Origin of the sequence: Vibrio profundi (assembly GCF_005281835.1) — a bacterium.
In the GTDB taxonomy this organism is placed as follows: domain Bacteria; phylum Pseudomonadota; class Gammaproteobacteria; order Enterobacterales; family Vibrionaceae; genus Vibrio; species Vibrio profundi.
Genome location: NZ_RZIS01000001.1, coordinates 314,728 through 340,689 on the forward strand (window position 1 = coordinate 314,728; position 25,962 = coordinate 340,689).

The 25,962-nt window shown below is 43.3% G+C and carries 28 protein-coding genes; 19 read left to right on the forward strand and 9 right to left on the reverse strand.

The window, feature by feature from the left end:
* Positions 1-13: 13 nt before the first annotated feature.
* Positions 14-709, reverse strand: a complete 696-nt coding sequence (gene tsaA / locus ELZ11_RS01415; RefSeq protein ID WP_137355587.1) for a tRNA (N6-threonylcarbamoyladenosine(37)-N6)-methyltransferase TrmO — start codon at positions 707-709, stop codon at positions 14-16.
* A gap of 119 nt (positions 710-828) precedes the next feature.
* On the opposite strand from tsaA, the gene ELZ11_RS01420 reads away from it, so the two are divergent.
* The 3 genes from ELZ11_RS01420 (at position 829) to ELZ11_RS01430 (ending at position 3,031) form a co-directional block, all read left to right on the forward strand.
* Entirely contained in the window at positions 829-1,080 is a 252-nt protein-coding gene (locus tag ELZ11_RS01420; RefSeq protein WP_137355588.1) for a type B 50S ribosomal protein L31, read from the forward strand.
* Positions 1,081-1,089: 9 nt separating this feature from the next.
* Positions 1,090-1,215, forward strand: a complete 126-nt coding sequence (gene ykgO / locus ELZ11_RS01425) for a type B 50S ribosomal protein L36 (RefSeq protein ID WP_137355589.1) — start codon at positions 1,090-1,092, stop codon at positions 1,213-1,215.
* A gap of 229 nt (positions 1,216-1,444) precedes the next feature.
* The gene (locus ELZ11_RS01430) at positions 1,445-3,031 is read left to right on the forward strand and encodes an AbgT family transporter (RefSeq protein WP_137355590.1); all 1,587 of its coding nucleotides are present in this window, start codon (positions 1,445-1,447) and stop codon (positions 3,029-3,031) included.
* Positions 3,032-3,111: 80 nt separating this feature from the next.
* Here ELZ11_RS01430 and ELZ11_RS01435 read toward each other — a convergent pair whose 3' ends face one another.
* The 3 genes from ELZ11_RS01435 to ELZ11_RS01445 form a co-directional block, all read right to left on the reverse strand.
* Positions 3,112-3,837: a MipA/OmpV family protein gene (locus ELZ11_RS01435; RefSeq protein ID WP_137355591.1), complete on the reverse strand. Its 726-nt coding sequence runs from the start codon at positions 3,835-3,837 to the stop codon at positions 3,112-3,114.
* Between the two features lie 96 nt (positions 3,838-3,933).
* The gene (locus ELZ11_RS01440) at positions 3,934-4,377 is read right to left on the reverse strand and encodes a YaiI/YqxD family protein (RefSeq protein WP_137355592.1); all 444 of its coding nucleotides are present in this window, start codon (positions 4,375-4,377) and stop codon (positions 3,934-3,936) included.
* Positions 4,377-4,670, reverse strand: a complete 294-nt coding sequence (locus ELZ11_RS01445; protein WP_137355593.1) for a hypothetical protein — start codon at positions 4,668-4,670, stop codon at positions 4,377-4,379. The genes ELZ11_RS01440 and ELZ11_RS01445 overlap by 1 nt, the downstream gene beginning before the upstream one ends.
* Positions 4,671-5,369: 699 nt before the next feature.
* Here ELZ11_RS01445 and ELZ11_RS01450 point away from each other — a divergent pair.
* On the forward strand, positions 5,370-5,888 hold the full coding sequence (locus ELZ11_RS01450; protein ID WP_137355594.1) for a GNAT family N-acetyltransferase: 519 nt from the start codon (positions 5,370-5,372) through the stop codon (positions 5,886-5,888).
* Here ELZ11_RS01450 and ELZ11_RS01455 read toward each other — a convergent pair.
* Entirely contained in the window at positions 5,854-6,162 is a 309-nt protein-coding gene (locus tag ELZ11_RS01455) for a DUF3301 domain-containing protein (protein WP_137355595.1), read from the reverse strand. The two genes, ELZ11_RS01450 and ELZ11_RS01455, sit on opposite strands and share 35 nt — an antisense overlap.
* 30 nt (positions 6,163-6,192) lie before the next feature.
* Complete coding sequence (locus tag ELZ11_RS01460; RefSeq protein WP_137355596.1) at positions 6,193-7,230, reverse strand: DUF3549 family protein; 1,038 nt, start codon at positions 7,228-7,230, stop codon at positions 6,193-6,195.
* Between the two features lie 87 nt (positions 7,231-7,317).
* Between ELZ11_RS01460 and ELZ11_RS01465 the strand changes: the two genes are divergently transcribed.
* Both ELZ11_RS01465 and truC read left to right on the forward strand, forming a co-directional pair.
* On the forward strand, positions 7,318-7,632 hold the full coding sequence (locus tag ELZ11_RS01465) for a YqcC family protein (protein WP_137355597.1): 315 nt from the start codon (positions 7,318-7,320) through the stop codon (positions 7,630-7,632).
* Positions 7,623-8,369: a tRNA pseudouridine(65) synthase TruC gene (gene truC / locus ELZ11_RS01470; protein WP_137355598.1), complete on the forward strand. Its 747-nt coding sequence runs from the start codon at positions 7,623-7,625 to the stop codon at positions 8,367-8,369. Before ELZ11_RS01465 ends, truC begins: the two co-directional genes overlap by 10 nt.
* A 48-nt stretch (positions 8,370-8,417) precedes the next feature.
* Here truC and ELZ11_RS01475 read toward each other — a convergent pair whose 3' ends face one another.
* The 3 genes from ELZ11_RS01475 to map form a co-directional block, all read right to left on the reverse strand.
* Positions 8,418-8,801, reverse strand: a complete 384-nt coding sequence (locus ELZ11_RS01475; RefSeq protein ID WP_137355599.1) for a DUF3461 family protein — start codon at positions 8,799-8,801, stop codon at positions 8,418-8,420.
* A 164-nt stretch (positions 8,802-8,965) separates the two neighbouring features.
* Positions 8,966-11,590: a bifunctional uridylyltransferase/uridylyl-removing protein GlnD gene (gene glnD / locus ELZ11_RS01480; protein WP_137355600.1), complete on the reverse strand. Its 2,625-nt coding sequence runs from the start codon at positions 11,588-11,590 to the stop codon at positions 8,966-8,968.
* Between the two features lie 117 nt (positions 11,591-11,707).
* The gene (map, locus tag ELZ11_RS01485; protein WP_137355601.1) at positions 11,708-12,547 is read right to left on the reverse strand and encodes a type I methionyl aminopeptidase; all 840 of its coding nucleotides are present in this window, start codon (positions 12,545-12,547) and stop codon (positions 11,708-11,710) included.
* Between the two features lie 423 nt (positions 12,548-12,970).
* Here map and rpsB point away from each other — a divergent pair, with 423 nt between their 5' ends.
* From rpsB to lpxA, 13 genes are all read left to right on the forward strand, one after another.
* Entirely contained in the window at positions 12,971-13,702 is a 732-nt protein-coding gene (gene rpsB / locus ELZ11_RS01490; protein ID WP_137355602.1) for a 30S ribosomal protein S2, read from the forward strand.
* A gap of 128 nt (positions 13,703-13,830) precedes the next feature.
* The gene (gene tsf / locus ELZ11_RS01495; protein ID WP_137355603.1) at positions 13,831-14,676 is read left to right on the forward strand and encodes a translation elongation factor Ts; all 846 of its coding nucleotides are present in this window, start codon (positions 13,831-13,833) and stop codon (positions 14,674-14,676) included.
* A 182-nt stretch (positions 14,677-14,858) separates the two neighbouring features.
* The gene (pyrH, locus tag ELZ11_RS01500; protein WP_004738586.1) at positions 14,859-15,590 is read left to right on the forward strand and encodes a UMP kinase; all 732 of its coding nucleotides are present in this window, start codon (positions 14,859-14,861) and stop codon (positions 15,588-15,590) included.
* 98 nt (positions 15,591-15,688) lie between these two features.
* The gene (gene frr, locus ELZ11_RS01505; RefSeq protein WP_137355604.1) at positions 15,689-16,246 is read left to right on the forward strand and encodes a ribosome recycling factor; all 558 of its coding nucleotides are present in this window, start codon (positions 15,689-15,691) and stop codon (positions 16,244-16,246) included.
* 97 nt (positions 16,247-16,343) lie between these two features.
* Positions 16,344-17,099 (forward strand): isoprenyl transferase, encoded by a 756-nt coding sequence (locus tag ELZ11_RS01510; protein ID WP_137355605.1) that lies wholly within the window; start codon positions 16,344-16,346, stop codon positions 17,097-17,099.
* A gap of 12 nt (positions 17,100-17,111) precedes the next feature.
* Positions 17,112-17,954 (forward strand): phosphatidate cytidylyltransferase, encoded by an 843-nt coding sequence (locus ELZ11_RS01515; protein ID WP_137355606.1) that lies wholly within the window; start codon positions 17,112-17,114, stop codon positions 17,952-17,954.
* 50 nt (positions 17,955-18,004) lie between these two features.
* Positions 18,005-19,213 carry a 1-deoxy-D-xylulose-5-phosphate reductoisomerase gene (gene ispC / locus ELZ11_RS01520; protein ID WP_137355607.1) on the forward strand — a complete coding sequence of 403 codons (1,209 nt, stop codon included), beginning with the start codon at positions 18,005-18,007 and terminating at the stop codon, positions 19,211-19,213.
* Complete coding sequence (gene rseP / locus ELZ11_RS01525) at positions 19,210-20,568, forward strand: sigma E protease regulator RseP (protein ID WP_137355608.1); 1,359 nt, start codon at positions 19,210-19,212, stop codon at positions 20,566-20,568. The genes ispC and rseP overlap by 4 nt, the downstream gene beginning before the upstream one ends.
* 48 nt (positions 20,569-20,616) lie before the next feature.
* Positions 20,617-23,028: an outer membrane protein assembly factor BamA gene (gene bamA / locus ELZ11_RS01530; protein ID WP_137355609.1), complete on the forward strand. Its 2,412-nt coding sequence runs from the start codon at positions 20,617-20,619 to the stop codon at positions 23,026-23,028.
* A gap of 26 nt (positions 23,029-23,054) precedes the next feature.
* Positions 23,055-23,555 (forward strand): OmpH family outer membrane protein, encoded by a 501-nt coding sequence (locus ELZ11_RS01535; protein ID WP_208746683.1) that lies wholly within the window; start codon positions 23,055-23,057, stop codon positions 23,553-23,555.
* A 7-nt stretch (positions 23,556-23,562) separates the two neighbouring features.
* Entirely contained in the window at positions 23,563-24,594 is a 1,032-nt protein-coding gene (gene lpxD / locus ELZ11_RS01540) for a UDP-3-O-(3-hydroxymyristoyl)glucosamine N-acyltransferase (RefSeq protein ID WP_137355611.1), read from the forward strand.
* 93 nt (positions 24,595-24,687) lie between these two features.
* Entirely contained in the window at positions 24,688-25,140 is a 453-nt protein-coding gene (fabZ, locus tag ELZ11_RS01545) for a 3-hydroxyacyl-ACP dehydratase FabZ (RefSeq protein WP_137355612.1), read from the forward strand.
* 1 nt (position 25,141) lies between these two features.
* Entirely contained in the window at positions 25,142-25,930 is a 789-nt protein-coding gene (gene lpxA, locus ELZ11_RS01550; RefSeq protein ID WP_137355613.1) for an acyl-ACP--UDP-N-acetylglucosamine O-acyltransferase, read from the forward strand.
* The last annotated feature ends 32 nt before the right edge of the window (positions 25,931-25,962 follow it).

Here is a 25,962-nt window from a genome sequence, read left to right on the forward strand (position 1 = left end):
CCTATTTGGGATCTCAAAAGCGCTCAATGTCAGTTACATTGATGAAAAGCGGCTCAACTACGAATTTCACGTTAAGATCGAACAAATTTACCGCATATTCCTTATTGTCGGGCTTGCCTTTCTTATAAGCGGGGCGGGGATCTTGCGCTAACACTTCTTTAATAACTTGAATTACTTGGTGAGCAGTTGGGTGGTTGTTCAGTTTCTTGATGGCTAGCTCACTGAAATTAACGTCTAAGGTTTTGGGCTCTTCATTGGCAAAACCACCAATCGCATCCGGGATTGAATCTGAGTAAGGGATGTATGGTTTGATGTCTATGATAGGTGTGCCATCGACCAGATCGGCACTGCCTAACTCTAGCCATGTTTGATTGCCCTTCTGTGAAACGCCTTTCAGCTCTACGGCCGACATGCCAATAGCATTTGGCCTAAAGGTTGCCCTTGAAGCAAATACACCAATGCGCTCGTTTCCGCCTAGGCGAGGAGGGCGAACTGTCGGTTTCCAGCCTGCTTCGATATTTTGATCAAAGAGAAATAATAGCCATAAGTGACTGAATTGCTCGATTCCACGTATAGCCTCTGGAGAATTGCTGTTGCCTAACAGTTGAATACGAGAAGTGGCGCTTGGAGTTAGCCTTGGCTGCCTTGGTACGGCGAATTTTTCTTTAAATGGGCTTTGAATATGCCCAATTGGTTCTATTGAATACATTAGAAAAGGCGCTGTTTAACGAGATTGGACCAAAGGTAGCACATTTTACGTCTTTACTTTTAATTGATAATGGTTATCATTTGTTATGTTATAACGTTTCACAAATTAATGAGGACATTATGAAAGACGGAATTCACCCTGAATATCGCCCAGTTGTATTTCATGACACAAGCGTCGACGAATACTTTGTTATTGGCTCAACATTAAAGACGGATAGAACAATAGAGTGGAAAGATGGAAAAACTTATCCGTACTTCACGCTCGATGTGTCTTCTGAGTCGCATCCGTTTTATACAGGTAAACAGCGAGTGGTAAGTAAAGAAGGTCGTATGGCTAACTTTACTCGCCGATTTGGAAAAATGGTCAAATAGGGGATAACAATGAAAGTATTAAGCTCACTAAAAAGCGCAAAAAACCGTCATCGTGACTGTCAGATAGTCAAACGAAGAGGGCGACTGTATGTCATCTGTAAGTCCAACCCACGCTTCAAAGCGGTACAACGTTAACGTTCTGATATTTATCTACCGAATGTTATTTTGTTGTTAATTATTCTGAGTTATTGTTCATATGTGAATGATAACTCTATAAAAATATCAATAATTGGCTAAAAATACCGCAGTTGGTAAATGTTTGTTACATGTTTGACTTTTCTTTGTTCTTTTTCTCGAGTACTCTGCGCCCGTTTTGTGACAGTTTTGTCACATATACGCAGGAATAACTACAAGGAGGGAACAGATGAGTTCATCTGCTTCGATTAAACAAAACTCGCCGAAGAAACCAATCTTTACTCGCTTTCTAGACGCGGTTGAATATTTGGGGAACCTTTTACCCCACCCAATTACTCTTTTCGCCATCTTCTGTGTGGCAATCCTAGTTTCATCAGGTATTGCTGGTTACTTTGAAGTATCTGTAATGGATCCTCGCCCAGAAGGTGCAAACGGTCGTGCTGCGGATGGTATGATCCACGTCGTAAGCTTACTGAATGCAGAAGGCTTACAACTAATCGTTACTAACCTAGTGAAAAACTTTGTTGGCTTTGCTCCTTTAGGCACCGTACTGGTTGCTATGTTAGGTGTAGCGATTGCTGAACACTCTGGTTTACTGTCTGCTGCTATGCGCGGCATGGTAATGGGTGCTTCTCAGCGCATGGTTACGGTAACCGTAGTATTTGCTGGTATTATCTCTAATACAGCATCTGAGCTAGGTTACGTAGTACTAATCCCACTAGCTGCAATGCTATTCCACTCATTAGGTCGTCACCCACTAGCTGGTCTGGCTGCTGCATTTGCTGGTGTATCTGGTGGTTATTCTGCAAACCTTCTAATCGGTACAGTTGATCCGCTACTTTCTGGTATTACAGAAACAGCTGCTCAAATGATCGATCCAAGCTACACAGTTGGTCCTGAATCAAACTGGTACTTCATGTTTGTTTCGACTTTCTTCATCGCAATTACGGGTGCATTCGTAACTGAGAAGATTGTTGAGCCTAAGTTAGGCAAATACAACGATGAAGAGGCGTCTGAAGACCTATCTAACGACTCTATGGGCAAACTAACTGCTGTAGAGAAGAAAGGTTTAAAACTGGCTGGTCTTGCTGTTCTAGCTGTAAGCGCACTTCTAGCATGGACTATCGTTCCTGAAGATGGCGTATTACGTTCAGCTGCTGGTACCGTTTCAGGTTCTCCATTCCTTAAGAGTATCGTAGCGTTCATCTTTGTGTTCTTCGCTGTACCGGGTTTTGTTTACGGTAAAGTGGTTGGCACAATGAAGACTGATCGCGATGTGATTGATGCAATGTCGAAGTCTATGTCTTCAATGGGCATGTACATCGTACTTGTATTCTTCGCTGCTCAGTTCGTTGCGTTCTTTAAGTGGACTAACTTCGGTCAAGTATTCGCAGTTGCGGGCGCAAGCTTCCTGCAAGAGATCGGTCTGACTGGTCCTATGCTGTTCTTCGCTTTCATCGTAATGTGTGGCTTCATCAACTTAATGATCGGTTCTGCATCGGCACAGTGGGCTGTTACAGCGCCTATCTTCGTTCCAATGCTAATGCTAGTAGGTTACGCTCCTGAAACGATTCAAGCGGCTTACCGTATCGGTGACTCAACAACGAACATCATTACCCCTATGATGAGCTACTTCGGCTTGATCTTAGCGGTAGCGACTCGTTACATGAAGAACTTAGGTATTGGTACTTTGATTGCGACAATGCTTCCTTACTCAATCGTATTTATGGTTGGTTGGAGTATCTTGTTCTACGCTTGGGTATTTGTATTTGGTCTACCTGTAGGTCCTGGTGCGGCGACGTACTACACGCCTTAGTCACTGACCAAGTAGCAATAAAAAAGCCTGCATTTGCAGGCTTTTTTGCGTTTTGGTTTTTAACAAGGTACAGAGGCTTGCTATAACCCCGCAAATCGATAGGTAATTCCGGCTTCTAGTGACCACCCCAAACTATTTTGTATTAACGGGCTGTCACTATTGTGGTGGGTGAAGTCTGTACGGAAAATACCTATCCACGTTGGTGTGAATTCATACAAACCAATTAACCCTGTTTGATAAACGAAACTGGAATCCGCATTAAATTGGTTTAAAGTCGAAGCTGTCGCTTCTCCACTGGATACGCTATATAGGTGATCAGAAAGCTTACGATCGCGATAATCGATTTCGAGGTAGGGGGTGATAGTAAAAGCTGAATCCCAAGTCGCCAGAGTTCGTCCTAGGTGCATTTGAATTTCGTACCCACTATGTACGGATGTCACGTCGTGTAAGTAGGTGAGCCTTGCGCCTACTGTCCCAATTGTAATTCCAAGTTCACCATTTCCCTCACGGTCGTTAATTCCATTTGGTAGCTCGGTGATTGAGCCTGATACTTCCTCGAAACGCCAATTCCCTGATAAGCCAACAAATGGTAAAAGCTGCCAATTCGCTAAACTGCCATCGATAAAGCCTGCTGGGCCTGAATAAAAGAGGTTTGGCGTAACGCTAACAGAAGGGCCATTTTTAGAAGAAAAAACGCTTTCCCCATAAGTGACACTGCCTCCAATAATGCCGTACTGTTCGGTGTCGGCTGTAGCGGAAAAGGTGAAAAAGGCGGGGGATAAAAGTAGCAGTTTGCGCAATTCCATAATGAAAGCTCCAGTTCTATGTCGTTAGATAAGAAAGGAGCCAAGCATTATTTATTTCACTTTTGATTAACTCAGTGACATTTTGCTAGAAAAGTCTTAGCGCTTGGCCAAGATTCTGTCGAGGTGGTTGGCAAACTCGCGGCGATCGGTTTGCGAAAGTGAACTTGGGCCACCCGTTTGAATCCCACTTGAGCGCATCGTGTCCATAAAATCGCGAATGTTGAGTCGAGCCTTGATGGTCTCTTTTGTGTACAGTTCACCACGGGAGCTAAGCGCTAGCGCTCCTTTTGTAATGACTTCGTCCGCTAACGGAATGTCTGAAGTTATGACTAAATCGCCTTGCTCTGTGCGCTTGACGATTTCGTTGTCAGCAATGTCAAAGCCACTTGGTACTTGAATAGAATGTATGTTTGCACGCTTGGGTACAGGAACTACGTGGTTGGCGATAAAAGTGCACTCCACGCCAGTACGCTCAGCGGCGCGTACGATGGTTTCACGAATGACTTTCGGACAAGCGTCGGCATCAACCCATATCTTCATTATGATGATTTCTCGTTTAATTTGGCTTCTAATTCGCTCACTCGGGCAGTGAGCGCGACAATTTGTTGTTCTAGTTGTGTAAGGCGATCTGGGCTTTCTTGTGAACTATCCGCCACTTCGATTTTGGGTACTTTGTTGGCGTTTTTCCAACTGCGAATCGCAGCGATGAGGGCTGGCATAGGGACAGGTGTGCCCATGCGAGATTTGACCAATGCAACCGTGGGTTCTTTTCCTTGAGATTGAAGAGACTTCATTACTGATTCCAGCTCTTCTGAAACGTCTTTGGTGAGCATACGTGCCTCCTTTTTCTGTAATACTGGCATATTACTCGTTCAGCCCGATTTTAGCGAATATCTAAAGTGGAAACAGCGTGTGAGAGATCTCTTACAAACACTGTAGGAAATAGCGATTCTGGCAGTGAGAAATTAGGATGATTCAACCTATCCTGTTGATTTTATTAGGTTAGTCTATTTTGGTGTTTTAGCTATGATTAAAATGTGATGCGAGTCTATTGTCCAGAATCTGAAATCGCGTAAATTAAACCTTGTCGGAGGGATTCTGACACGGAACAGGAAAGCACCAAGGACTTGGTTATCTTCAGGATGAAGATTTGATTACTTAGGAAGAGTGGTCAAGCAAGGAGCGAAAGGACATTGTAAGGACACAACAGTTAATAGGATGTTAGCTGCAACGGAATGACAATGGACACCTTTAGGATAGAGGTTTGGAACAACATCAGGATGATGTAAAGGACACCGCTCACGGAACAAGTGATGTGCGCTAACTAGGATTGTTAGCTTTCAGGATGATTGGACACCGCTAGGACGGCGAAGTTAAGGAAAGAGCTGAAGGATTACAGCCACTATTATGGATGATGCATGGAGCATTAATTAGTAGCCGGACTGCTGCGAGTAAGACTATAGCCCTGACACTTCGGTGTCGGGGCTTTTCTTTTTTACTTACCCTTCAATCGTAAGCACAAGGAATGTGATATGACGATAGCCACCTCAAGAACACTCATTGTTCCTTACACCGAACAGTTGGAGCATGATTTTATTCTTCTCAATTGTTGCGCGACCAATCGTGCAGAGATGAATGGTCCTCATTCAATTTCCAGTGCTAAACGCCTATTTCAGGAATTGTTAGTTGGCGAAAAGCATTTTGCTCGTGCTGTGATAGATAACAGCACCCGAGAGTTTATTGGTCATTTGGCTATATCGAACTACGAAGGTGAATTCGAGTTGTGTTTTTTGATCGATAAAGCGCATTGGGGGAAAGGGATCGCGACTGAAGTTCTGCGACCTTTCTTTAGTATGGCATGTTTCGAGTTGGAAATTGGAGATGTCTTTGCGACGGTGAATACTCACCATGAAGCATCCATTAAGTTACTAGAAAAGTTAGGCTTTAATTATCAAGAAACCAAGCAAGATAGCTTCGGGCCTTATTACCACTATCAATTCTTAACGGTCGCTGAATCTACATCCTATGCGGCTGTAGCTCAAAGTGCATAGGTCTAAATCCAACCATAATCAGCTCACCTTTATAGCAATCGTCACCAAGTGAAGAAAACTCGAATTGGTAAACGGTGTGCCATCTCCAGACATGCGTTAGCTCATGACGCATCTTAAACTTGTGACCACTGAACGCGACACTTAATAGCTGTAAGTCGAGTTGCTTGCACTTTCTGGCAACTGCAGCTTTTGCCAATTCTGACTGTCTACGTTGCTGCCAGAAGATAAAGCAGCAGAAGCACAGCAATAAAATAGCCAGTAAATCTCCAATCATTGTTCTGTGCCTCCCTGTATAATCGTGTGGCTAAGCTTTGGTTGCTTGCTGAAGTTTGATAAGTGCGCCTGCTAGCTCTTCTGAAGGGCTAGAGTTCAACAATGGTAAGAACACCATTCTTAATGTCGGAATCATCACTAGGTCAGCAAATAGTTGGTTAAATAGGGTTTGGTTACCTGTTTGTGCTAATCGCAATAAAAACTGCTCTGCAATCGTAGGATCCTGTAGAGATTGCCAGCTTCTTCCTGCCAAGCCAATCAGTACTTCTTGGTGGCTAAGACGTGGGCTAGCCAGAATGGCTTTAATTACCGACGTGTTAATCGTGTTCGGAGCTCCTGACAGGGCACGAACTAATGCTGACAATAAGAATAAGTCAGGTTCAGCACTTGAGATTTCTTGCTCTGCCAATTCTTGAATTCGTTCGGCTAACTTTTCTGGAAGTTGAGTATGTTCAAGTGCACCTAGTGTGGCATATAAAGGTTCACTCGGTAGCTTTTTCAGTGCCTTACGAATCGCAACACCATTTTGGTTGTGATCCAAACGTGCACACATATCGGTGATCCCTTGCAAGCCTACGGTTTGCCAATTATCCCAGCCAAGATCTCCGGTAAAGAAGTGCTGGGCATGTTCGTAATATTGGCTAGTCGGAAGCTCCAAGCCTGCGCGGACTTGGCTATGGAATACCGCCATTTTGTCTTCAGAAGGCTTGAAAGTGTATGGGTTATTAGACAGCTTTTGTTGCTGCTCTTCACTCATTTCTCCATTTAGGCGAGTACCCATCGCTTCAATGACGAACTTCAAAAAGTTACCGACCTCTGCCTGAAGCAGCAAACCACGTTCATCGAGCTTAAATTTCAAAAACCAGATCCACGGCTGTTTCTCTTCATTCCAATACGCGATCGCTAAATGGGCCTGTCTTTGTAATGGGAAAGGGTAAGGTTGTTTTCCCTGTTCGACATTTGAGAATAGGTCGTTATCAATTTTTTGAATGCGACGGCCTAAATCGTAGATGTCATATTGGCAGCCACTGTTTTTAAGCAATTGGGTAAGGGTATGAATAGTATCCATGAGTATTAAGGTCCTAACTTTCTTTCCTCAATAGATGGTACTCTATGCCCCAATTTCAAGGTCACTAGATAAATAACTTGGTGAAAAATGACAGCAGCCGCAAAGTTACCCCAATTATTGAGTTTATTAGAACAACACTTGCAAGCTGAGGAGTTGTGGGACCAGGTTCCTCCTTCTCAAGAAGCACTAGCAAGTACTCAGCCTTTTGCTATTGATACGCTGCAGCCGGAGCAATGGCTACAGTGGATATTTATTGTGAAAATTCAGGCTATGCTCGAGTTAGGGCAAGCGATGCCACAAGGTTTTTCTATTCATCCGTATTTTAGTGAAGTGTGGAAAGGGCAGCCGGAAAAGGCTGTGATCTTAGATGTGATTCAAAGCATTGATGAGGCGTGCGCGTAATGCTAGAGATTATTTTTCAAGATGAGTATTTTGTCGCGGTGAATAAGCCCGCAGGAATGTTGGTTCATCGTTCATGGCTCGACAAGCACGAGACTCTATTTGTGATGCAAACGCTACGTGATCAGATTGGTCAGCACGTATTTCCATTGCATCGCCTTGATAGACCAACATCCGGCGTATTAGTGTTTGCGCTTTCAAGTGAAGTTGCCTCTGAAGTCATGCCGATGTTTGCTAACCATGAAATGCAGAAAAAGTATCATGCGATTGTTCGCGGTTGGATAGAAGAAGGTGACACTTTAGATTACGCCTTGAAAGTGGAACTCGATAAAATTGCTGATAAATTCGCTAAGGAAGACAAAGAAGCACAAGAAGCTATCACGGTGTACGAGCCACTTGCAAAAGTTGAAGTGCCGTACTCGACGGGCCGCTTCCCAACGAGTCGCTATTGCTTAGTGGAAATGTTTCCTAAAACCGGACGCAAGCATCAACTACGCAGACACATGGCGCACTTGAGGCACCCAATTGTCGGAGATACGTCTCATGGCGATGGCAAGCATAACCGTTTGTTCAGAGAAAACTTGGACTCGCACCGATTGTTGCTGCATGCATCAGAGCTCAAATTTGTCCACCCGTTTACTCAGAATGAAGTCGTGCTGAAGGCGAGCGTCGATGAAACATGGGAAAGTTTGTTTGAACAGTTTGAGTGGGATTTAAGTCTTATAGAAGCTAGAAGCTAGAAATACGAAAGGGCTGGTAATTAATACCAGCCCTTTTTTATTTTGGATCTATTTTAATTTTTCGAGATCCGCTTCGATCTCTGCGATCTTGCTTGAAACCACTTTTTCTAAGTGGCGAAGATCGGTAAGAATTTTCTGCTTAACATCGACATCAGCCACTTTCGCAGGCTTAGTGATTTTATTCAGTTCATCAATGACTAGAGTCAGGTTGCGATTTATTTCAGTCACTTCTTTGTATTGATGGCTTCCGCTATCAACCAGTACATTTTTGACTTGGCGCGGGTATTTAAACTTAACGCTTTTTGCGAAAAGCTCGCCTTTTTGCTTATGGAAATAAATCTTTAGGATGTCTTTGTGTGCTTCTTGGCGAAGGGAGTAACGTTCAATCTGCTTAGGATCATGGATACCTAAAGCTGTGAGGTTTGGATACATAGGCTACCTCTAGTTCTGAGTGTGATACATCAATGTTATTATTGCGACAGAAATAATGTAGCAGCCTAATGATGAGCTAGATAGTTGATATGCTAGAAAAGAGTTTAAGTTGTGGGCAAGATCGCTCAAATGTGACCCGCCCACATGATTATCTATTTTGAGGGTTAGTTGGGGGCGAGCTCACTAATATTCTCGATGAGTTTTGCTCGGAGTGCATCTTGCTCTTCCTCGCTGAGTCGCCCACCAGACTCACTAGTCAGAATAAATAAATCCTCTGCACGCTCACCTATGGTCGTAATCTTAGCTCCGTGTAGATTCACTTTCAGATCAGCAAAGGTCGCGCCTACTTTCGCTAGTAAGCCAGGAGTATCAAGTGCAACAAACTCCATTAATGTCCGCTTCTTACTTTTCATTGGTAAAAAGTCAACGCTGGTTTTGACTTTAAAATGCTGTAAGTTACGCGGAGTTCGGCGCGTCTTGATCTTGGTTGGGCGGCCATCTTGTAGAACATGGCAGATGTGCTTGATAACTGCTTTATGTCTACTTTCATCGATAGCTTCACCATACTGATCTAACACCATGAAGGTATCCAGAACATGGCCATCCTTACTCACCATTACCTGAGCGTCGTGCACATTAAAGTTACGTCTATCAAGCTCAGCAACAACGGTAGCGAATAATGCGGGTTGGTCTTTAGAGTAAACAAATACTTCTGTACCGCCGCGAGTGGCCTTTTTGCTGATGAGTACCAGCGGTTTTTCTGGGTCATCTTGACGTAGTAAATGTTCACAGTGCCAAGCGATCTGCTTATGAGTATGGCGCAAGAAATAGTCTGCTTTAAATCGCTGCCACAGCACTTCGATTTCTCGTGCTGTAAAACCTTCTTTGCGAAGTTGGGCTGAAGCCATTTGCTGGTTGTGGCGAATTCGATCGCGAACATCAACCGGGTTTTCTAAACCACGACGAAGTGCCCGCTGGGTTGAGTGAAATAGCTCGGCTAACAAGGTTCGCTTCCAGCTGTTCCAAAGTTCTGGGTTAGTGGCGCAGATATCAGCGACAGTTAAACATACTAGAAACTCTAAATATTCTTCATCACGTACTTTTTTAGCAAATTCAGCAATGACATCGGGATCGTAAATGTCGCGACGTTGAGCGGTAACAGACATCAAAAGGTGGTTTTGTACTAGCCAGGAGACGAGTTTGGCTTCTGGCTTAGATAGACCGTGTTCCATACAAAAAGAGTAAGCTTCTACAGCGCCAATCTCGGAGTGGTCTCCTCCTCGGCCTTTTCCTATATCATGGAAAATTGCCGCGATGATCAGCAGCTCTTTTTTCTGGATTCGTGGGTATACTTCACAGCAAATAGGGTGTCGGTCGCGATTCTTCGCATAACTGAAACGGTTAATATGTTTGAGTAAGCGAATACTGTGCTCATCAACGGTGTAAACATGGAATAGATCAAATTGCATTTGCCCAACGATCTGACTCCACTGTGGAAGGTAAGCTGCCAGTACACCTAGCTTATGCATGAGGCTAAAAGCTTTGTGCAGAGCATTAGGGTGACGTACTAAATCCATGAATTTTTCGCGAGCGGCTGGAATAGTGTGGAGGAACTTATTTAATCGACGCCGAGCGGTACGCAGTTGGCGCAACGTCGGTGGGCTAACGCCTTCAATGCTGGAGTCATTCGCAATATGAATAAACATATCGAGAATGGTCTCAGGGCGAGCTTGGAATAGAGCTGGCTTACGTGCTTCGATGAGTTTTCCACGACGCTGGAAATCTTCATCAATAATTTCAGCTTCTAGTGTCTCTCCGCCATTAATGATGGCTTGGTCAAATAGCTTAAGCAGCATTTTGTTGAGTTCAGCTACTCGACGTAAAGTCCGATAGAATTCTTTCATCATCATCTCTACGCCGCGATTACCCTCACCAGAATAACCAAGGTGCTCAGCAACTTGTGCTTGATGCGCGAATGTTAGTCGGTTGTCGTAGCGTCTGAGCTCAATATGCAGAGCAAAACGGACTCGCCATAAGAAGTCTTGGCACTCTACCAGCTCACGGTATTCAGCATCGGTCAGAAAGCCGTACTTGCTCATTTCTAAAAGTGAGGTAGCGCCAAAGTGACGACGAGCCACCCAACTTAGGGTATGAATATCGCGAAGGCCTCCAGGAGTCGACTTGATATCAGGCTCTAAGTTGTATGTGGTGTCGTGATAGCGAGCATGGCGATCTTTCTGTTCTTTAATTTTTGCTTCGTAGAAGACTTCACTAGGCCAAAAAGAGTCGGCATGAATGGCGAGTTTCAATTTTTGGAAGGTATCTTCACTACCACATAGTAAGCGGGATTCCTGCAAGTTGGTTGCTACAGTTAAGTCGTCTTCACCAATTTCAATACACTGTTCAATCGTTCGAACTGCATGGCCAACTTCTAAACGCAAATCCCACAGTAATGTTATAAACTCACTGACTTTTTCACCGAGCGCTGGTGGCAATGTTTTCATTGAAACCACAAGAATGTCGATGTCTGACAATGGGTGTAGTTCTCCGCGGCCGTAACCTCCCACGGCGACTAAACTGATATGAGGCAGTTCGTTAAACCCGTAGTAACGCCATAAGCGATTGAGTAGAAGATCCATATATTCAGAGCGAGTCAGAACCAGATCGGTCACTGGGTGGTGATTGAGAAACTCGTCTTTTTGGTGTTGAGTGAAAGCCTCAAGCTGTTGCTTAAGTTCTTGAACTGTAATCTGTTCGTCAGTGAAGGTGAGAGGGGATTGGTACGACATAGTCTGCTATCCATGCAAGCAAGTGTGATTAGAGTTAATCTACCAGAATATAAGCAGATAAAAAAATATCCTCGGCAGTGCGAGGATATTTTTATCGACTAGAAACTAAGTGCCTACTTAGTTTTTCATGATTCGAGGAATGCTTTCATCGCTTCGTAGTGTTAGTACTTCACAGCCTGTATCTGTAACTAGAAGAGTGTGTTCCCATTGCGCAGAATTTTTGTTGTCACCCGTGTAAACGGTCCAGTTATCTTCATCGTCTAAGCGACAACCAAATTTACCAGCGTTGATCATTGGTTCAATCGTGAAACACATACCTGCTTTCAATACCGTGCGGTCGCTGTTTTTATAATGAACGACTTGTGGATCCTCGTGGAATTCACTGCCAATGCCGTGGCCGCAATAGTCTTTAACAATAGAGAACTTAGCGCGAGGGTTGTTCTTGTTGTTAGTTTTGATGTATTTCTCGATTGTAGTACCGATTTCACCAAGCTGAACGCCAGGTTTTACTTTTTTCATTGCCGCGTACAGGCTTTCTTGTGCGACTAGGCAAAGACGACGGTCTGCTGCAGAAACGTCACCGATTAGGAACATTTTTGAGGTATCGCCGTGGTAGCCATTTTTGATCACTGTGATATCGATGTTAACAATGTCACCATCTTTTAAAACACCAGGGCGAGAAATCGGGCCAAACTGCTCATCTTGCGCGCTTGGAATACCGTGACAAACGACGTGGTTGATCGAAGTACAGATAGATTTAGGGAAGCCATGATAATTTAGTGGAGCTGGAATAGCACCTTGCACTTCAGTGATGTGTTTATGACAAATTTGATCTAGCTCTTCAGTTGTCACTCCCGCTTTCACATGTGGGCCAATCATTTCTAGCACTTCAGCAGCAAGCTTGCCAGCAATGCGCATTTTTTCGATTTCTTCAGCTGTTTTAATTTTTACGGACATCGACTTTCTCTATTAATTCGGTTGCACGAAGATGTGCATATGGCGGCTATTTTAGCAGTGGATGCAATTAGCGCAAGACTACCTTGGCCTTAGGTTTAATATGGATAAGTTTAGCGGGTAGAAACTTTGTGATTATTAACACTGAAGTATGGGGTTCGGTGATGAAGGTTTTTCGAACTGAAAACCAATTTTTTCTAGCCACAGATGGTCAAAATATGGTATAAAGCGCGCCGGACTCAAGGACTGTTATCTCCAACAGGCGAAGCAGGCTTTTAGTCTAAACTTAATTATCTTTAAATCACACACATTCCGACACATGTTCCGGGGTGCCTCAACAGTAAAACTGCCTGTGCTAAAACAGGTAGATGTTAGGGGTCGGATTCATGGGGGATGTGGAGGCCTAACCCCATAGAGGATTTTAAAATGGCAACTGTATCAATGCGCGATATGCTAAAAGCTGGTGTTCACTTCGGTCACCAAACTCGTTACTGGAACCCAAAAATGAAGCCATTCATCTTTGGTGCTCGTAACAAGGTTCATATCATCAACCTAGAAAAAACTGTACCAATGTTCAACGAAGCTCTAGCTGAAATTGCTAAAGTTGGCGAGAAGAAAGGTAAAGTTCTTTTTGTTGGTACTAAGCGCGCTGCATCTGAAGCTGTTAAAGAAGCTGCTGTAAACAGCAACCAATTTTACGTTAACAACCGCTGGTTAGGCGGTATGCTAACGAACTACAAAACTGTTCGTCAGTCTATCAAGCGTCTGAAAGATCTTGAAGCTCAAGCTCAAGACGGTACTTTCGACAAGCTAACTAAGAAAGAAGCTCTAATGCGTACTCGCGAAATGGAGAAGCTAGAGAAATCTCTTGGTGGTATCAAGAACATGGGCGGCCTACCAGACGCTCTATTCGTAATCGATGCTGATCACGAACACATCGCAGTTAAAGAAGCTAACAACCTAGGTATCCCAGTTTACGCTGTAGTTGATACTAACTCTAACCCAGACGGCGTTGACTTCGTTATCCCAGGTAACGACGACGCAATCCGTGCAGTACAGCTTTACCTAAACGCTGCTGCAGACGCGGTTAAAGAAGGTCGTAACAAAGATGTTGCTGCTGTAGCTGCTGAAAAAGATGGTTTTGTAGAAGCTGAATAATAGCGACTCTGAATCACACTTAGTTTTCGTGAAACGTAGTTTAAACATAAACTAAGTTATAGTTAGCATCAGGGGCCCAAATTGGCCCCTGATTTTTACCTTATTTCGAATCAACCGAGGAATAGAGAATGGCAACTGTAACTGCTGCTCTAGTTAAAGAACTTCGCGAGCGCACTGGCGCTGGCATGATGGAATGTAAGAAAGCGCTTGTAGAAGCAAACGCTGACATCGAACTAGCAATTGAAAACATGCGTAAATCTGGCGCAGCGAAAGCAGCTAAAAAAGCTGGTAACGTTGCTGCTGAAGGCGCAATCATCATTAAAGAAGAGAACGGCGTAGCTGCTCTTCTTGAAGTTAACTGCCAAACTGACTTCGTAGCTAAAGATGCTAGCTTCACTGCTTTCGCAGAAGAAGTTGCAGCTGCTGCAGTAGCTTCTCAAGCTACAGCTGAAGAACTACAAGCTCAGTTCGAAGAAACTCGCGTTGCTCTAGTTGCAAAAATCGGCGAAAACATCAACATCCGTCGCGTACAGTACGTTAAAGGTGCTGCACTAGCTTCTTACCGTCACGGTGAGAAAATCGGTGTTGTTGTTGCTGGTGAAGGCGAAGCTGAAACTCTTAAGCACGTTGCAATGCACGTTGCTGCATCTCGTCCTGAGTTCGTTAACCCAGAAGACGTACCTGCAGACGTAGTTGAGAAAGAAAAAGCTGTTCAAGTTGAAATCGCTATGAACGAAGGCAAACCAGCTGAAATCGCTGAGAAGATGGTTGTTGGCCGTATGAAGAAATTCACGGGCGAAATCTCTCTAACTGGTCAAGCTTTCATCATGGAACCTAAGAAATCTGTTGGCGAAATTCTTAAAGAGAAAGGCGCTTCAGTATCTAACTTCGTACGCCTAGAAGTTGGTGAAGGTATCGAGAAAGCTGCTGAAATGAGCTTCGCAGACGAAGTAGCAGCGGTACAAAAAGGTTAATCCTTAGCGTATTGTTTGAAAAAAGACCGTGGCCTATGCTGCGGTCTTTTTATGACTGAAGTACTATTTTTTCAGCTAAAGTTAAGTTTGAAAAATTTTGTATTAATCGTTTTGAATGAAAATTGTGTATTCGAGTTTTCATTCATGACTGTTAATCATCAACTCTTTGGAAGGTAAACTCCATGACTACGAACCCTAAACCAGCGTATCAACGTATTCTGTTAAAACTTAGCGGTGAAGCGCTACAAGGCGAAGAAGGTTTTGGTATTGACCCAACGATCCTTGATCGTATGGCTCAAGAAGTAAAAGAATTGGTTGAACTAGGCGTTCAAGTTGGTGTTGTTATCGGTGGCGGTAACCTGTTCCGTGGTGCTGGTCTTGCTGAAGCTGGCATGAACCGCGTTGTTGGTGATCACATGGGTATGCTTGCAACGGTAATGAACGGCCTTGCAATGCGTGACGCTCTTCACCGTGCTTACGTAAATGCACGTGTAATGTCTGCAATCCCTCTAAAAGGCGTGTGTGACGACTACAACTGGGCAGATGCAATTAGCCAACTGCGTCAAGGTCGCGTGGTAATTTTCTCTGCAGGTACTGGTAACCCATTCTTTACGACTGACTCTGCGGCTTGTCTACGTGGCATCGAAATCGAAGCTGACGTAGTTCTAAAAGCGACAAAAGTAGATGGCGTATTTACTGCTGACCCAGTAGCAAACCCAGACGCAGAGCTGTATGATACTTTGTCTTACAACACAGTTCTTGAGAAAGAGCTTAAAGTAATGGACTTGGCTGCATTTACGCTAGCACGTGATCACAAAATGCCAATCCGTGTATTTAACATGAACAAGCCAGGCGCACTACGCCGCGTGGTTATGGGTGAAACTGAAGGTACATTAATCAGCGACGCTGACTAATTTTTCGGGCTTACTGAAGTACATACTTTGGTAAGCTTTATCCTTATCACTCCAAATAAAAAGCTTTCTTGAAGAAAGAACATAATCAAGGTGAAATTGTGATTAACGAAATCAAAAAAGACGCTCAAGAGCGCATGGAAAAAAGTGTTGATGCACTAAAAAACAACCTGCAAAAAATTCGTACAGGTCGTGCACACCCAAGCCTACTTTCTGGTATCTCAGTAGAGTACTACGGTGCACCAACGCCTTTGACTCAAGTTGCTAACGTTATTGCAGAAGATGCTCGTACTCTAGCGATCACTGTATTTGACAAAACACTAGCGCCTCTTGTTGAAAAAGCGATCATGACTTCAGACCTAGGTCTAAACCCTATGTCAGCTGGTACGGTTATTCGTGTTCCACTTCCACCGCTAACAGAAGAGCGTCGTAAGGACCTAGTTAAAATCGTTCGTGGTGAAGCTGAAGGTGGTCGTGTTGCTATCCGTAATATTCGTCGTGACGCGAATGGCGATCTAAAAGCACTTCTTAAAGATAAAGAAATCTCTGAAGACGAAGATCGTAAAGCACAAGACGAAATTCAGAAACTAACTGATGCTGCAGTTAAAAATGTAGATGAAGTTCTAGCTGCAAAAGAAAAAGAGTTAATGGAAGTATAATTCCGTCACACTCTGTTAGCTTGAAAAACGCTGTACTCACAGTTCAGCGTTTTTTTATGCTACTCTGTTCAACTGTTAGAATCTAATTACCCCTTTTATGCATACTTCTCAAGCTTTCACAGATTCCCTTCCCAAACATATTGCAATCATCATGGACGGCAATGGGCGTTGGGCTAAAGCTCAAGGCAAACCAAGAGTTTTTGGCCATAAAAATGGTGTTCAAGCCGTAAGAAAAACAATTTCATCAGCCGCTAAACTAGGTATTCAAGCTGTTTCTCTTTTTGCTTTTAGTAGCGAAAATTGGCGCCGCCCTGAAGAAGAAGTTGGGGTTTTAATGGAATTGTTTATTACCGTGCTTTCTAACGAAGTAAAAAAGCTGCACAAGAATAATCTTCGCTTAAGAGTTATCGGTGATAAGACCCGTTTTAGCCAACGTTTGCAAAAGAAAATTGCAGAAGCAGAAGCGCTAACACATGATAATACAGGCATGGTTATTAACATTGCGGCTAACTATGGTGGTAAGTGGGATATTCAGGAAGCTGTGAAAAAAATTGCTCTTGATGTTCAGCAAGGTAAGTTATCTATTGATGACATCGATGAACCTTTGATTACCCAAAATCTGACTATGTCAGATATCCCTGAAGTTGATTTGCTTATCCGTACTAGCGGCGAATGCCGAATTAGTAATTTTATGCTGTGGCAATTGGCTTACGCAGAAATTTATTTTACTGAACAATTTTGGCCTGATTTTAATGAAGACAGCTTAGTTGAAGCTGTGACTTGGTTTATTAACCGCGAAAGACGCTTTGGCTGTACTGGCGAACAAGTAAAAGCCCTGATGGAAACCCAATAAGGATTATTTAGTTTGAAACAGCGAATCATAACAGCGTTGATTTTGGCTCCCCTAGTCATCCTAGGCATTTTTGAGTTATCTCTCCCTTTATTCATTATTGCGTTAGCTGCAGTTACCTTTTTAGGTTTCTGGGAGTGGACGCAATTTGTTGAACACAAATCCCGTTATTTAGCTTTGATTCCTACCGTCGCTGTAAGTGCCATTAGTTTGGCTGTCGTGCCATTTGACGTACTTAGCTTAAATGATGTGACTCCATTACATTACATAATTTTAACTGTTGGTTTTATATGGTGGTTATTAGCGAGTGGGCTTGCGATTAGTTACCCTAGGTCGATGCCAAGTTGGCAGCACTCATCGGTATTACGTCATTCTTTCGGGGTTCTAACCTTGCTTCCTTTCTTTTGGAGTGTCGTGATTCTACGTGCTTCAAACATAGATATTGACCCTTATTACGGTGCTAAACTGGTTATGTTTGTCTGCTTTTTAGTGTGGGCTGCAGATAGCGGCGCTTACTTTACGGGCAAAAGTATTGGTAAGCGCAAGATGGCCCCGGCTGTTAGCCCAAATAAAACCGTTGAAGGCTTAGTTGGCGGTATCATTACTGCTCTAGTTGTTGCGTGGATTTTTGCTGACCTATTCGACCTTCAGTTTTCTAGCCCTATCCATATGATTGTTATTACTTTAGTCACCGTGGTGATATCAGTACTCGGAGATTTGGTTGAAAGTATGTTTAAGCGTGTGTCAGGTATCAAGGACAGTAGTAACTTGATACCGGGTCATGGTGGAGTCCTTGATCGAATTGATAGCTTAACCGCTGCATTCCCTGTCTTTGCTCTTCTATATCTAGCATTCTAATTTTTAGGGCAGTAACACTGCCCTGATTTTTCTTCGATGGTCAATATGTGATGCGAAATCTAACTATTCTCGGCGCAACGGGTTCTATCGGTGCAAGCACATTAAAAGTGGTTGAACAAAACCCAGAGAAATTCTCTATTGTGGCACTAGCTGCAGGCTCTAATGTGCCTAAGATGCTTCAACTTGTCTCTAAGTGGCAACCTAAGTACGCGGTTATGGCGTGTGATAAAGCAGCAACTGAATTGGAAGCGAAAATCAAGTCGGCGAATATAGAAACTCAAGTGCTTTCTGGAACTGAAGGTATGTGTATGGTGTCTTCGAGTGATGACGTGGACACTGTTATGGCCGCGATAGTGGGTGCTGCCGGCTTGGTTCCAACGATGGCTGCAGTGACCTCAGGAAAACGTGTTTTGCTGGCAAATAAAGAAGCCTTGGTTATGTCAGGGCAGCTCTTTATTGATGCCGTTGAAAAGCACGGAGCAGAATTATTGCCAGTCGATAGTGAACATAATGCTATCTTCCAGTGTCTATCTAAAGATGTACAAGAGAAGCTAGGCCATTGTGACTTGAACGGAAGTGGTATTGAGCATATTTTGCTGACAGGTTCCGGTGGCCCGTTTCGATACACAGAAGTAGACGAATTAGAGTCTGTGACACCGGAGCAAGCGATAGCGCACCCTAATTGGTCTATGGGGCCGAAGATTTCAGTAGACTCTGCCACTATGATGAACAAAGGGTTAGAGTATATCGAAGCAAAGTGGTTATTTAATGCCTCGCGTGAGCAGCTAAAAGTGATCATCCACCCACAATCTGTAATTCATTCTATGGTGCAGTATCGAGATGGCTCAGTCCTAGCTCAAATGGGTGAGCCAGATATGGCAACGCCAATCGCATTAACTATGTCTTATCCTGAAAGGGTTAATGCGGGTGTAAAACCATTAGATTTCACTAAAGTGGGCGAGCTGACTTTTTTAGAACCAGACTTTGCACGCTACCCATGTTTGAAGTTGGCTATTGACGCGTGTTATCTCGGTCAACATGCGACAACAGCATTAAATGCAGCAAATGAAATGGCTGTGGCTGCGTTTTTAGATTCAAAGCTGAGATTTACAGAAATAGCGGTTATCAATAAGCTAGTGATGGAGCGAGTATGCCAAGAGCATAACTCCGAAACTTTGGATAGCTTGGAAAGCTTGTTGGAGCTAGATAAAATAGCCCGAGATCTGGCTTCAGAATTTATTAGAGAGCGTATGTTATGACAGGCGTGTTATGGAATTTAGTTTCTTTTATCGTCGCACTTGGCGTACTCGTAGCTGTCCATGAATATGGTCACTTCTGGGTTGCTCGTAAGTGTGGAGTAAAAGTAGAGAAATTTTCTATCGGCTTCGGTAAGTCTCTGTGGAGTAAAGTTGGCAAAGATGGCACTGAGTATAGCATCGCAATGATCCCGCTTGGTGGTTACGTCAAGATGCTTGATGGCCGTGTGGATGATGTACCTGACGATCAGCAACAATACGCTTTTGATAAAAAGCCGCTGTGGAAAAGAACCTCTATTGTCGCGGCTGGCCCTGTATTTAACTTCTTGTTCGCTATTGTTGCTTATTGGTTAGTTTTTGTAATGGGTGTGCCTGCCGTAAAACCAGTTGTTGGGGAAGTAACACCTTATTCAATTGCGGCAGATGCAGGTTTTCAACCTGGAATGGAACTTAAAGCGGTTTCAGGAATCAAAACCGCAGATTGGGAATCGGTTAATATGGGATTGATCTCCCGTATCGGCGATGACAGCATGACGATTACCGTCTCTTCACCTGACAATATTGGTATTGAACAGCAATTACATCTGGATATTCGTGAATGGAAGTTTAACCCTGAAGTTGAGTCAGCCATGACAGCCTTAGGTTTTACTCCTTTTACACCGGAAGTATCAACAGTACTCGTTAATATCGTAGAAGGTGGCGCAGGCGCTAAAGCGGGTTTTGAAGCCAACGACAAAATTGTTGCGATTAACAATCAAGATATCAATAACTGGCCTCAAGTGGTTGAAGCTATTCGCAATCATCCGAATGCACCGATGGCAGTTACTGTTATTCGTCTCAACGAAGAAATTAAACTGACATTGACACCTGACAGTCGTGATATTGGAAAGGGTCAAACGATTGGCTTTGCTGGTATTGCACCAGAAGTCGCAGATTGGCCTGAAAATTATCGCTTCGACCTTCAATATGGTGTATTTGAATCTGTTGGTAAGGCCATTGATAAAACAGGCCAGGTCATTAGCTTAACAGCAAGTATGATTAAAAAACTGATTGTCGGTGATGTTGGGCTGAATAACCTTAGTGGTCCAATATCGATCGCGAAAGGCGCCGGCACAACAGCAGATTACGGTCTGGTTTATTTTTTAAGTTTCATGGCGTTGATTAGTGTGAATCTAGGCATTATTAACCTAGTTCCACTACCGATGCTAGATGGTGGACATTTACTGTTTTTCGCCATTGAAGCCATCACCCGAAAGCCAGTGCCTGAAAGAGTACAGGAAATTGGGTATAGAGTGGGCAGTGCGATTATTTTCTCTTTAATGGCTCTAGCAATATTTAATGATTTTACTCGTCTGTGATTGGTTCATCACAGAATTCTGTAGTAGCAAGGAATAATTAGAATAATTATGGCGATTAAGCAAATTCTATTCGCAAGTCTATTAGCCACAAGTGTGGCAGCGAATGGAGCACAAAACTTCGTAGTTCAAGATATCAAAATTGAAGGCTTACAGCGTGTTGCATTAGGTGCGGCGTTGCTGAAAATGCCGGTTCGTATTGGTGATGAAGTAGACCAGCAAGATGTAGCTGAAATTATTCGTGCACTTTATGCTTCTGGTAACTTCGAAGACGTAAAAGTACTTCGAGATGAAGGTGTTCTGGTTGTCCAAGTAAAAGAGCGTCCTACGATCGCGAGCATTTCCTTTTCAGGTAATAAAGCGATCAAAGAAGAACAGCTGCAACAGAACTTGGATGCTTCAGGGATCCGAGAAGGCGAAGCTCTTGACCGTACTACTTTAAGTAATATTGAAAAGGGTTTAGAAGATTTTTACTACAGTGTTGGTAAATACAATGCCACAGTAAAAGCGGTTGTGACGCCACTTCCTAGAAATCGTTCTGATTTAAAGTTTGTATTTACTGAAGGTGTATCTGCAAAAATTCAACAGATTAACTTCATTGGTAACAAAGTGTTCTCTGATGAAGAATTACTGAGTCGTTTTAACTTAAACGTAGATGTGGCTTGGTGGAACTTTTTAGCGGATGAAAAGTATCAAAAACAAGTGCTGGCTGGCGATATAGAAGGCCTCAAATCTTACTACTTAGATCGCGGTTACTTAAAGTTCAAAGTCGATTCAACGCAAGTAGCAATTTCACCGGATAAGAAAGGCGTGTATATCACTCTCGGCTTAGATGAAGGTGAAGCCTACACGGTTAAAGATGTGAATTTCCGTGGTGAGCTTATTGGCAAAAAAGAACAATTTGAGTCAATGGTTCCTTTTGAAGAAGGCGATACTTACAACGGCTCCCAAGTAACAAGCTTAGAAGAAAACGTTAAACGCGTCTTAGGCGAGTCTGGCTATGCTTACCCGCAAGTGCGTACTATTCCAGAATTTGACGACGAAACGAAAGAAGTTTCCCTTGTCATTAACGTAGAGGCGGGCAGTCGAATTTATGTTCGCGATATCCGATTCACGGGTAACAACTCAACTAAAGACGAAGTATTGCGTCGAGACATGTTACAAATGGAAGGGAGCTGGCTGAACTCTAAGTCCATTGAATTAAGTAAAAATCGCTTAAATCGTTTAGGCTTCTTTGAAACTGTTGATGTTCAAACTGTGCGGGTTCCTGGCAGTGACGACCAAGTTGATTTGGTTTACAACGTCAAAGAAGCGAACTCAGGTAGCATCAACTTTGGTGTAGGCTACGGTACTGAATCCGGTGTGAGCTTTCAGGTTGGTCTTCAACAAGATAACTTTGCAGGTTCTGGTAACCGTGTTGGTATCAGTGCAATGATGAACGATTACCAAAAGAATGTAAGCCTAGATTATCGTGACCCGTATTGGACTCTTGATGGCGTGAGCCTTGGCGGTAAGATCTTCTACAACACGTTCGAAGCATCTGAAGCGGGTATTGTTGACTACACCAACGAAAGTTACGGTACTAGCTTAACTTGGGGTTTCCCTGTTGATGAACTGAATCGTATTGAGTTAGGTGTAGGTTATACGCACAACAAGATTTCTAACTTAGACTCGTACGTTCAGATTGACCAGTTCTTATGTAGCTTGAACGAATGTGGCACTGACACCCTTGCGGTGAATGACTTTGATGTAAATATTTCGTGGACACGTAATAACTTAAACCGAGGTTTCTTCCCTACGGAAGGTAACCACCAACGTGCTTTCTACAAAATGACGGTTCCTGGCTCAGACGTTAAGTACTTTAAAGCTCAGTACGATGTTAGACATTACATTCCTCTGACGAAAAAGCATGAATTTACTTTATTGATGCGTGGTCGTTTGGGTTACGGTAATGGTTATGGTCAAACGGATGGTAATGATAACTTATTCCCATTCTACGAGAACTATTACGCAGGTGGTTTTACGACCTTACGTGGCTTCGGTTCTAACTCTGCCGGCCCTAAAGCGGTTTATAGTGAGAACGTAGGTAACAACCCTAATCACACAACGGCTACGGATGATTCTGTAGGTGGTAACGCAGTCGCATTAGCAAGCGTTGAGTTGATTGTACCAACACCGTTTGCTTCGGATGAAGCTCGTAGTCAAATACGCACGAGTATTTTCTTTGATATGGCAAGTGTTTGGGATACCGAATTCGTATATCAAGGAGATGGGGCCGTAGATTCCGGTAGTAACTATTACTACGACTACTCGGACCCAACGAACTATCGTGCTTCTTACGGTGCGGCACTTCAGTGGATGTCTCCGATGGGGCCTTTGGTATTCTCAGTAGCTAAACCAACGAAAATTTACGATGGTGATGATGAAGAATTCTTCACATTCACAATCGGTAGAACCTTCTAACTTTAAAGGACAATATTTTGAAAAAAATGATCAAAGCAGCAGGCCTTGGCCTTGTAGTACTAAGCTCTTCTTTCTTCGCTCATGCTGCTGAAGCTGCGCAAAAAGTAGGTTTTGTGAATACTGCGCAAGTATTCCAAGCTTTACCACAGCGTGAAGTTGTTCTACAAAAAATGCAGGAAGAATTCAAAGACAAGGCAGCCGAGCTGCAAACAATTCAAGCCGAAGCGAAAACTAAGATTGAAAAGCTGAAGCGTGATGGTGAGCTTCTAGGCCAAGAAGAAGTTGAAAAACTACGTATTGAAATTGGCCAGCTAGACAGTAAGTACAAGATCAAAGCACAAGCTCTTGAGAAAGCGAGCCAACGTCGTGAAGCGCAAGAAAAGCAGAAGCTATTCAAAGTTATTCAAGATGCAGTACAAAAAGTAGCTGAGAAAGAAGGCTATGACGTAATTGTAGATATTCAAGCAATGCAATATGGTAAGCCTGAATACAACATTTCTGAGCAAGTAATTAAATCACTAAAATAATTCATTTATGACAAAACTGACTTTAGCCGAATTGGCATCAATAACTGGGGGCGAGTTACACGGTGATGGTGAATTAATCATTACTGCGGTGGCTCCGATGGATAAAGCGACTGAAGGCGATATTACTTTTCTTTCGAATGTTAAATACAGTAAGCACTTAGCTGATTGTAAGGCTTCGGCAGTCATGGTTAAGGAAAGCGAGCGTGAGTTGTGTACAACAAACGTATTGGTTGTCGCTGACCCGTATGTCGCTTTTGCGAAAGTTGCACAAGCACTTGATACCACACCAGCGCCTGCATCTGACATTGCTCCTTCTGCGGTTATTGCAGAAGACGTAAAATTAGGCAATAACGTCTCTATCGGCGCGAACGCAACGATTGAGTTGGGTGTAGTGATTGGTGATAACGCAGTTATTGGAGCTGGGTGTTTTATTGGTAAGAATGCTCAAATAGGCTCTGATACCAAGCTTTGGGCTAATGTCAGTATTTATCATGAAGTTGTGATTGGTCATTCGTGTTTGGTGCAAGCCAATACTGTGATTGGATCTGATGGCTTTGGTTATGCGAACGAGAAAGGCGAGTGGATAAAGATCCCACAAGTTGGAACGGTTCGTATTGGTAACCGAGTAGAAATTGGCGCATGTACTACGATTGATCGCGGTGCATTAGATGATACGATCATTGAAGACAATGTGATTCTAGATAACCAGATGCAGATCGCACACAATGTGCACATCGGATATGGTAGCGCACTAGCGGGTGGTACTATTATTGCGGGCAGCACTACTATTGGTAAGTACTGTATTATTGGCGGTGGCAGCGTTATCAATGGTCATATTGAAATCGCTGATGGCGTTACGATAACGGGTATGGGTATGGTGATGCGTAGTATTTCTGAAAAAGGAATGTACTCATCTGGTATCCCGCTGCAACCAAACAAAGAGTGGCGTAAGACTGCGACTCGAGTTCACCGCATTGACGATATGAATAAGCGTCTAAAAGCAGTTGAAAAGCTAATCGAGAAGAATGAGGAATCTTAATTCCATATTTCTAGGAAAGGCTCGCGAATTGCGAGTCTTTTTCGTTTATAATTCTCACCAATCTGATTAAAGAATACATATAGGAATACGACTTTGACTACTGAACAGAAAACGATGAATATTACTGAAATTCAGGAACTGTTACCTCATCGCTACCCATTCTTGATGATCGATCGTGTGACTAACTTCGAAGAAGCGAAGAACCTTACAGCGATTAAGAATGTCTCTGTTAACGAGCCTCAATTCACAGGTCACTTTCCTCAACTGCCAGTTTTCCCTGGTGTTTTGATTTTGGAAGCAATGGCTCAGGCTACAGGCCTTTTGGCATTTAAATCGTTTGGCGCACCTTCTGAAAATGAACTGTACTACTTTGCAAGTGTAGATAAAGCTAAGTTCCGTAAGCCAGTGGTTCCTGGTGATCAACTTGTTATCGAAGTGGAATTTCTAAAAGAGCGCCGCGGCATTGCATCATTCAACGGTGTTGCAAAAGTAGATGGTGAAGTAGTGTGTTCTGCTGAACTTAAGTGTGCTCGTAGAGAGTTTTAATATGATTCATGAAACAGCAAAGATTCATCCTGCGGCAGTAATCGAAGGTGATGTGACTATCGGTGCTAATGTTTCTGTTGGCCCTTTCACATACATCTCAGGTAATGTGACGATTGGCGATGATACTGAAGTAATGTCGCATGTTGTGATCAAAGGTCACACAACGATAGGTAAAGAAAACCGTATTTTCCCTCACGCTGTGATTGGTGAAGAAAACCAAGACAAAAAGTACGGTGGTGAAGATACGACTGTTGTCATTGGTGACCGTAATGTTATTCGTGAAGCTGTACAGATCCATCGCGGAACGGTACAAGATAAAGCGACGACAGTCATTGGTGATGACAACTTACTGTGTGTCAATGCGCACGTTGCTCACGACGTGATCGTTGGAAACCACACTCATATTGGTAACAATGCGATTCTAGGTGGACATGTAACAGTCGGTGATTACGCTGGTGTTATGGCATTATCGGCTATCCACCCGTTCTGTTCGATTGGTGCTTACGCATACATCGGTGGGTGTTCAGCGGTGGTTCAAGATGTTCTTCCTTATGTGCTAGCGCAAGGTAACCACGCAGCACCATTTGGCCTCAATTTAGTTGGCCTGAAGCGAAACGGTTTTGAGAAGCCTGAAATCCGCGCATTGCAAAAAGCGTATAAAGAGATTTATCGCTCGGGTAAGACTTTAGAAGAAGCAAAGCCGGTTTTAGTTGAAATGGCACAAGAGTATGCATCAATTACTCTTATGTTAGATATGCTAGAAAGCTCAGAGCGTGGCATCATTCGCTAACGAATGCGATGTGAACAACAAAAAGATCGCTA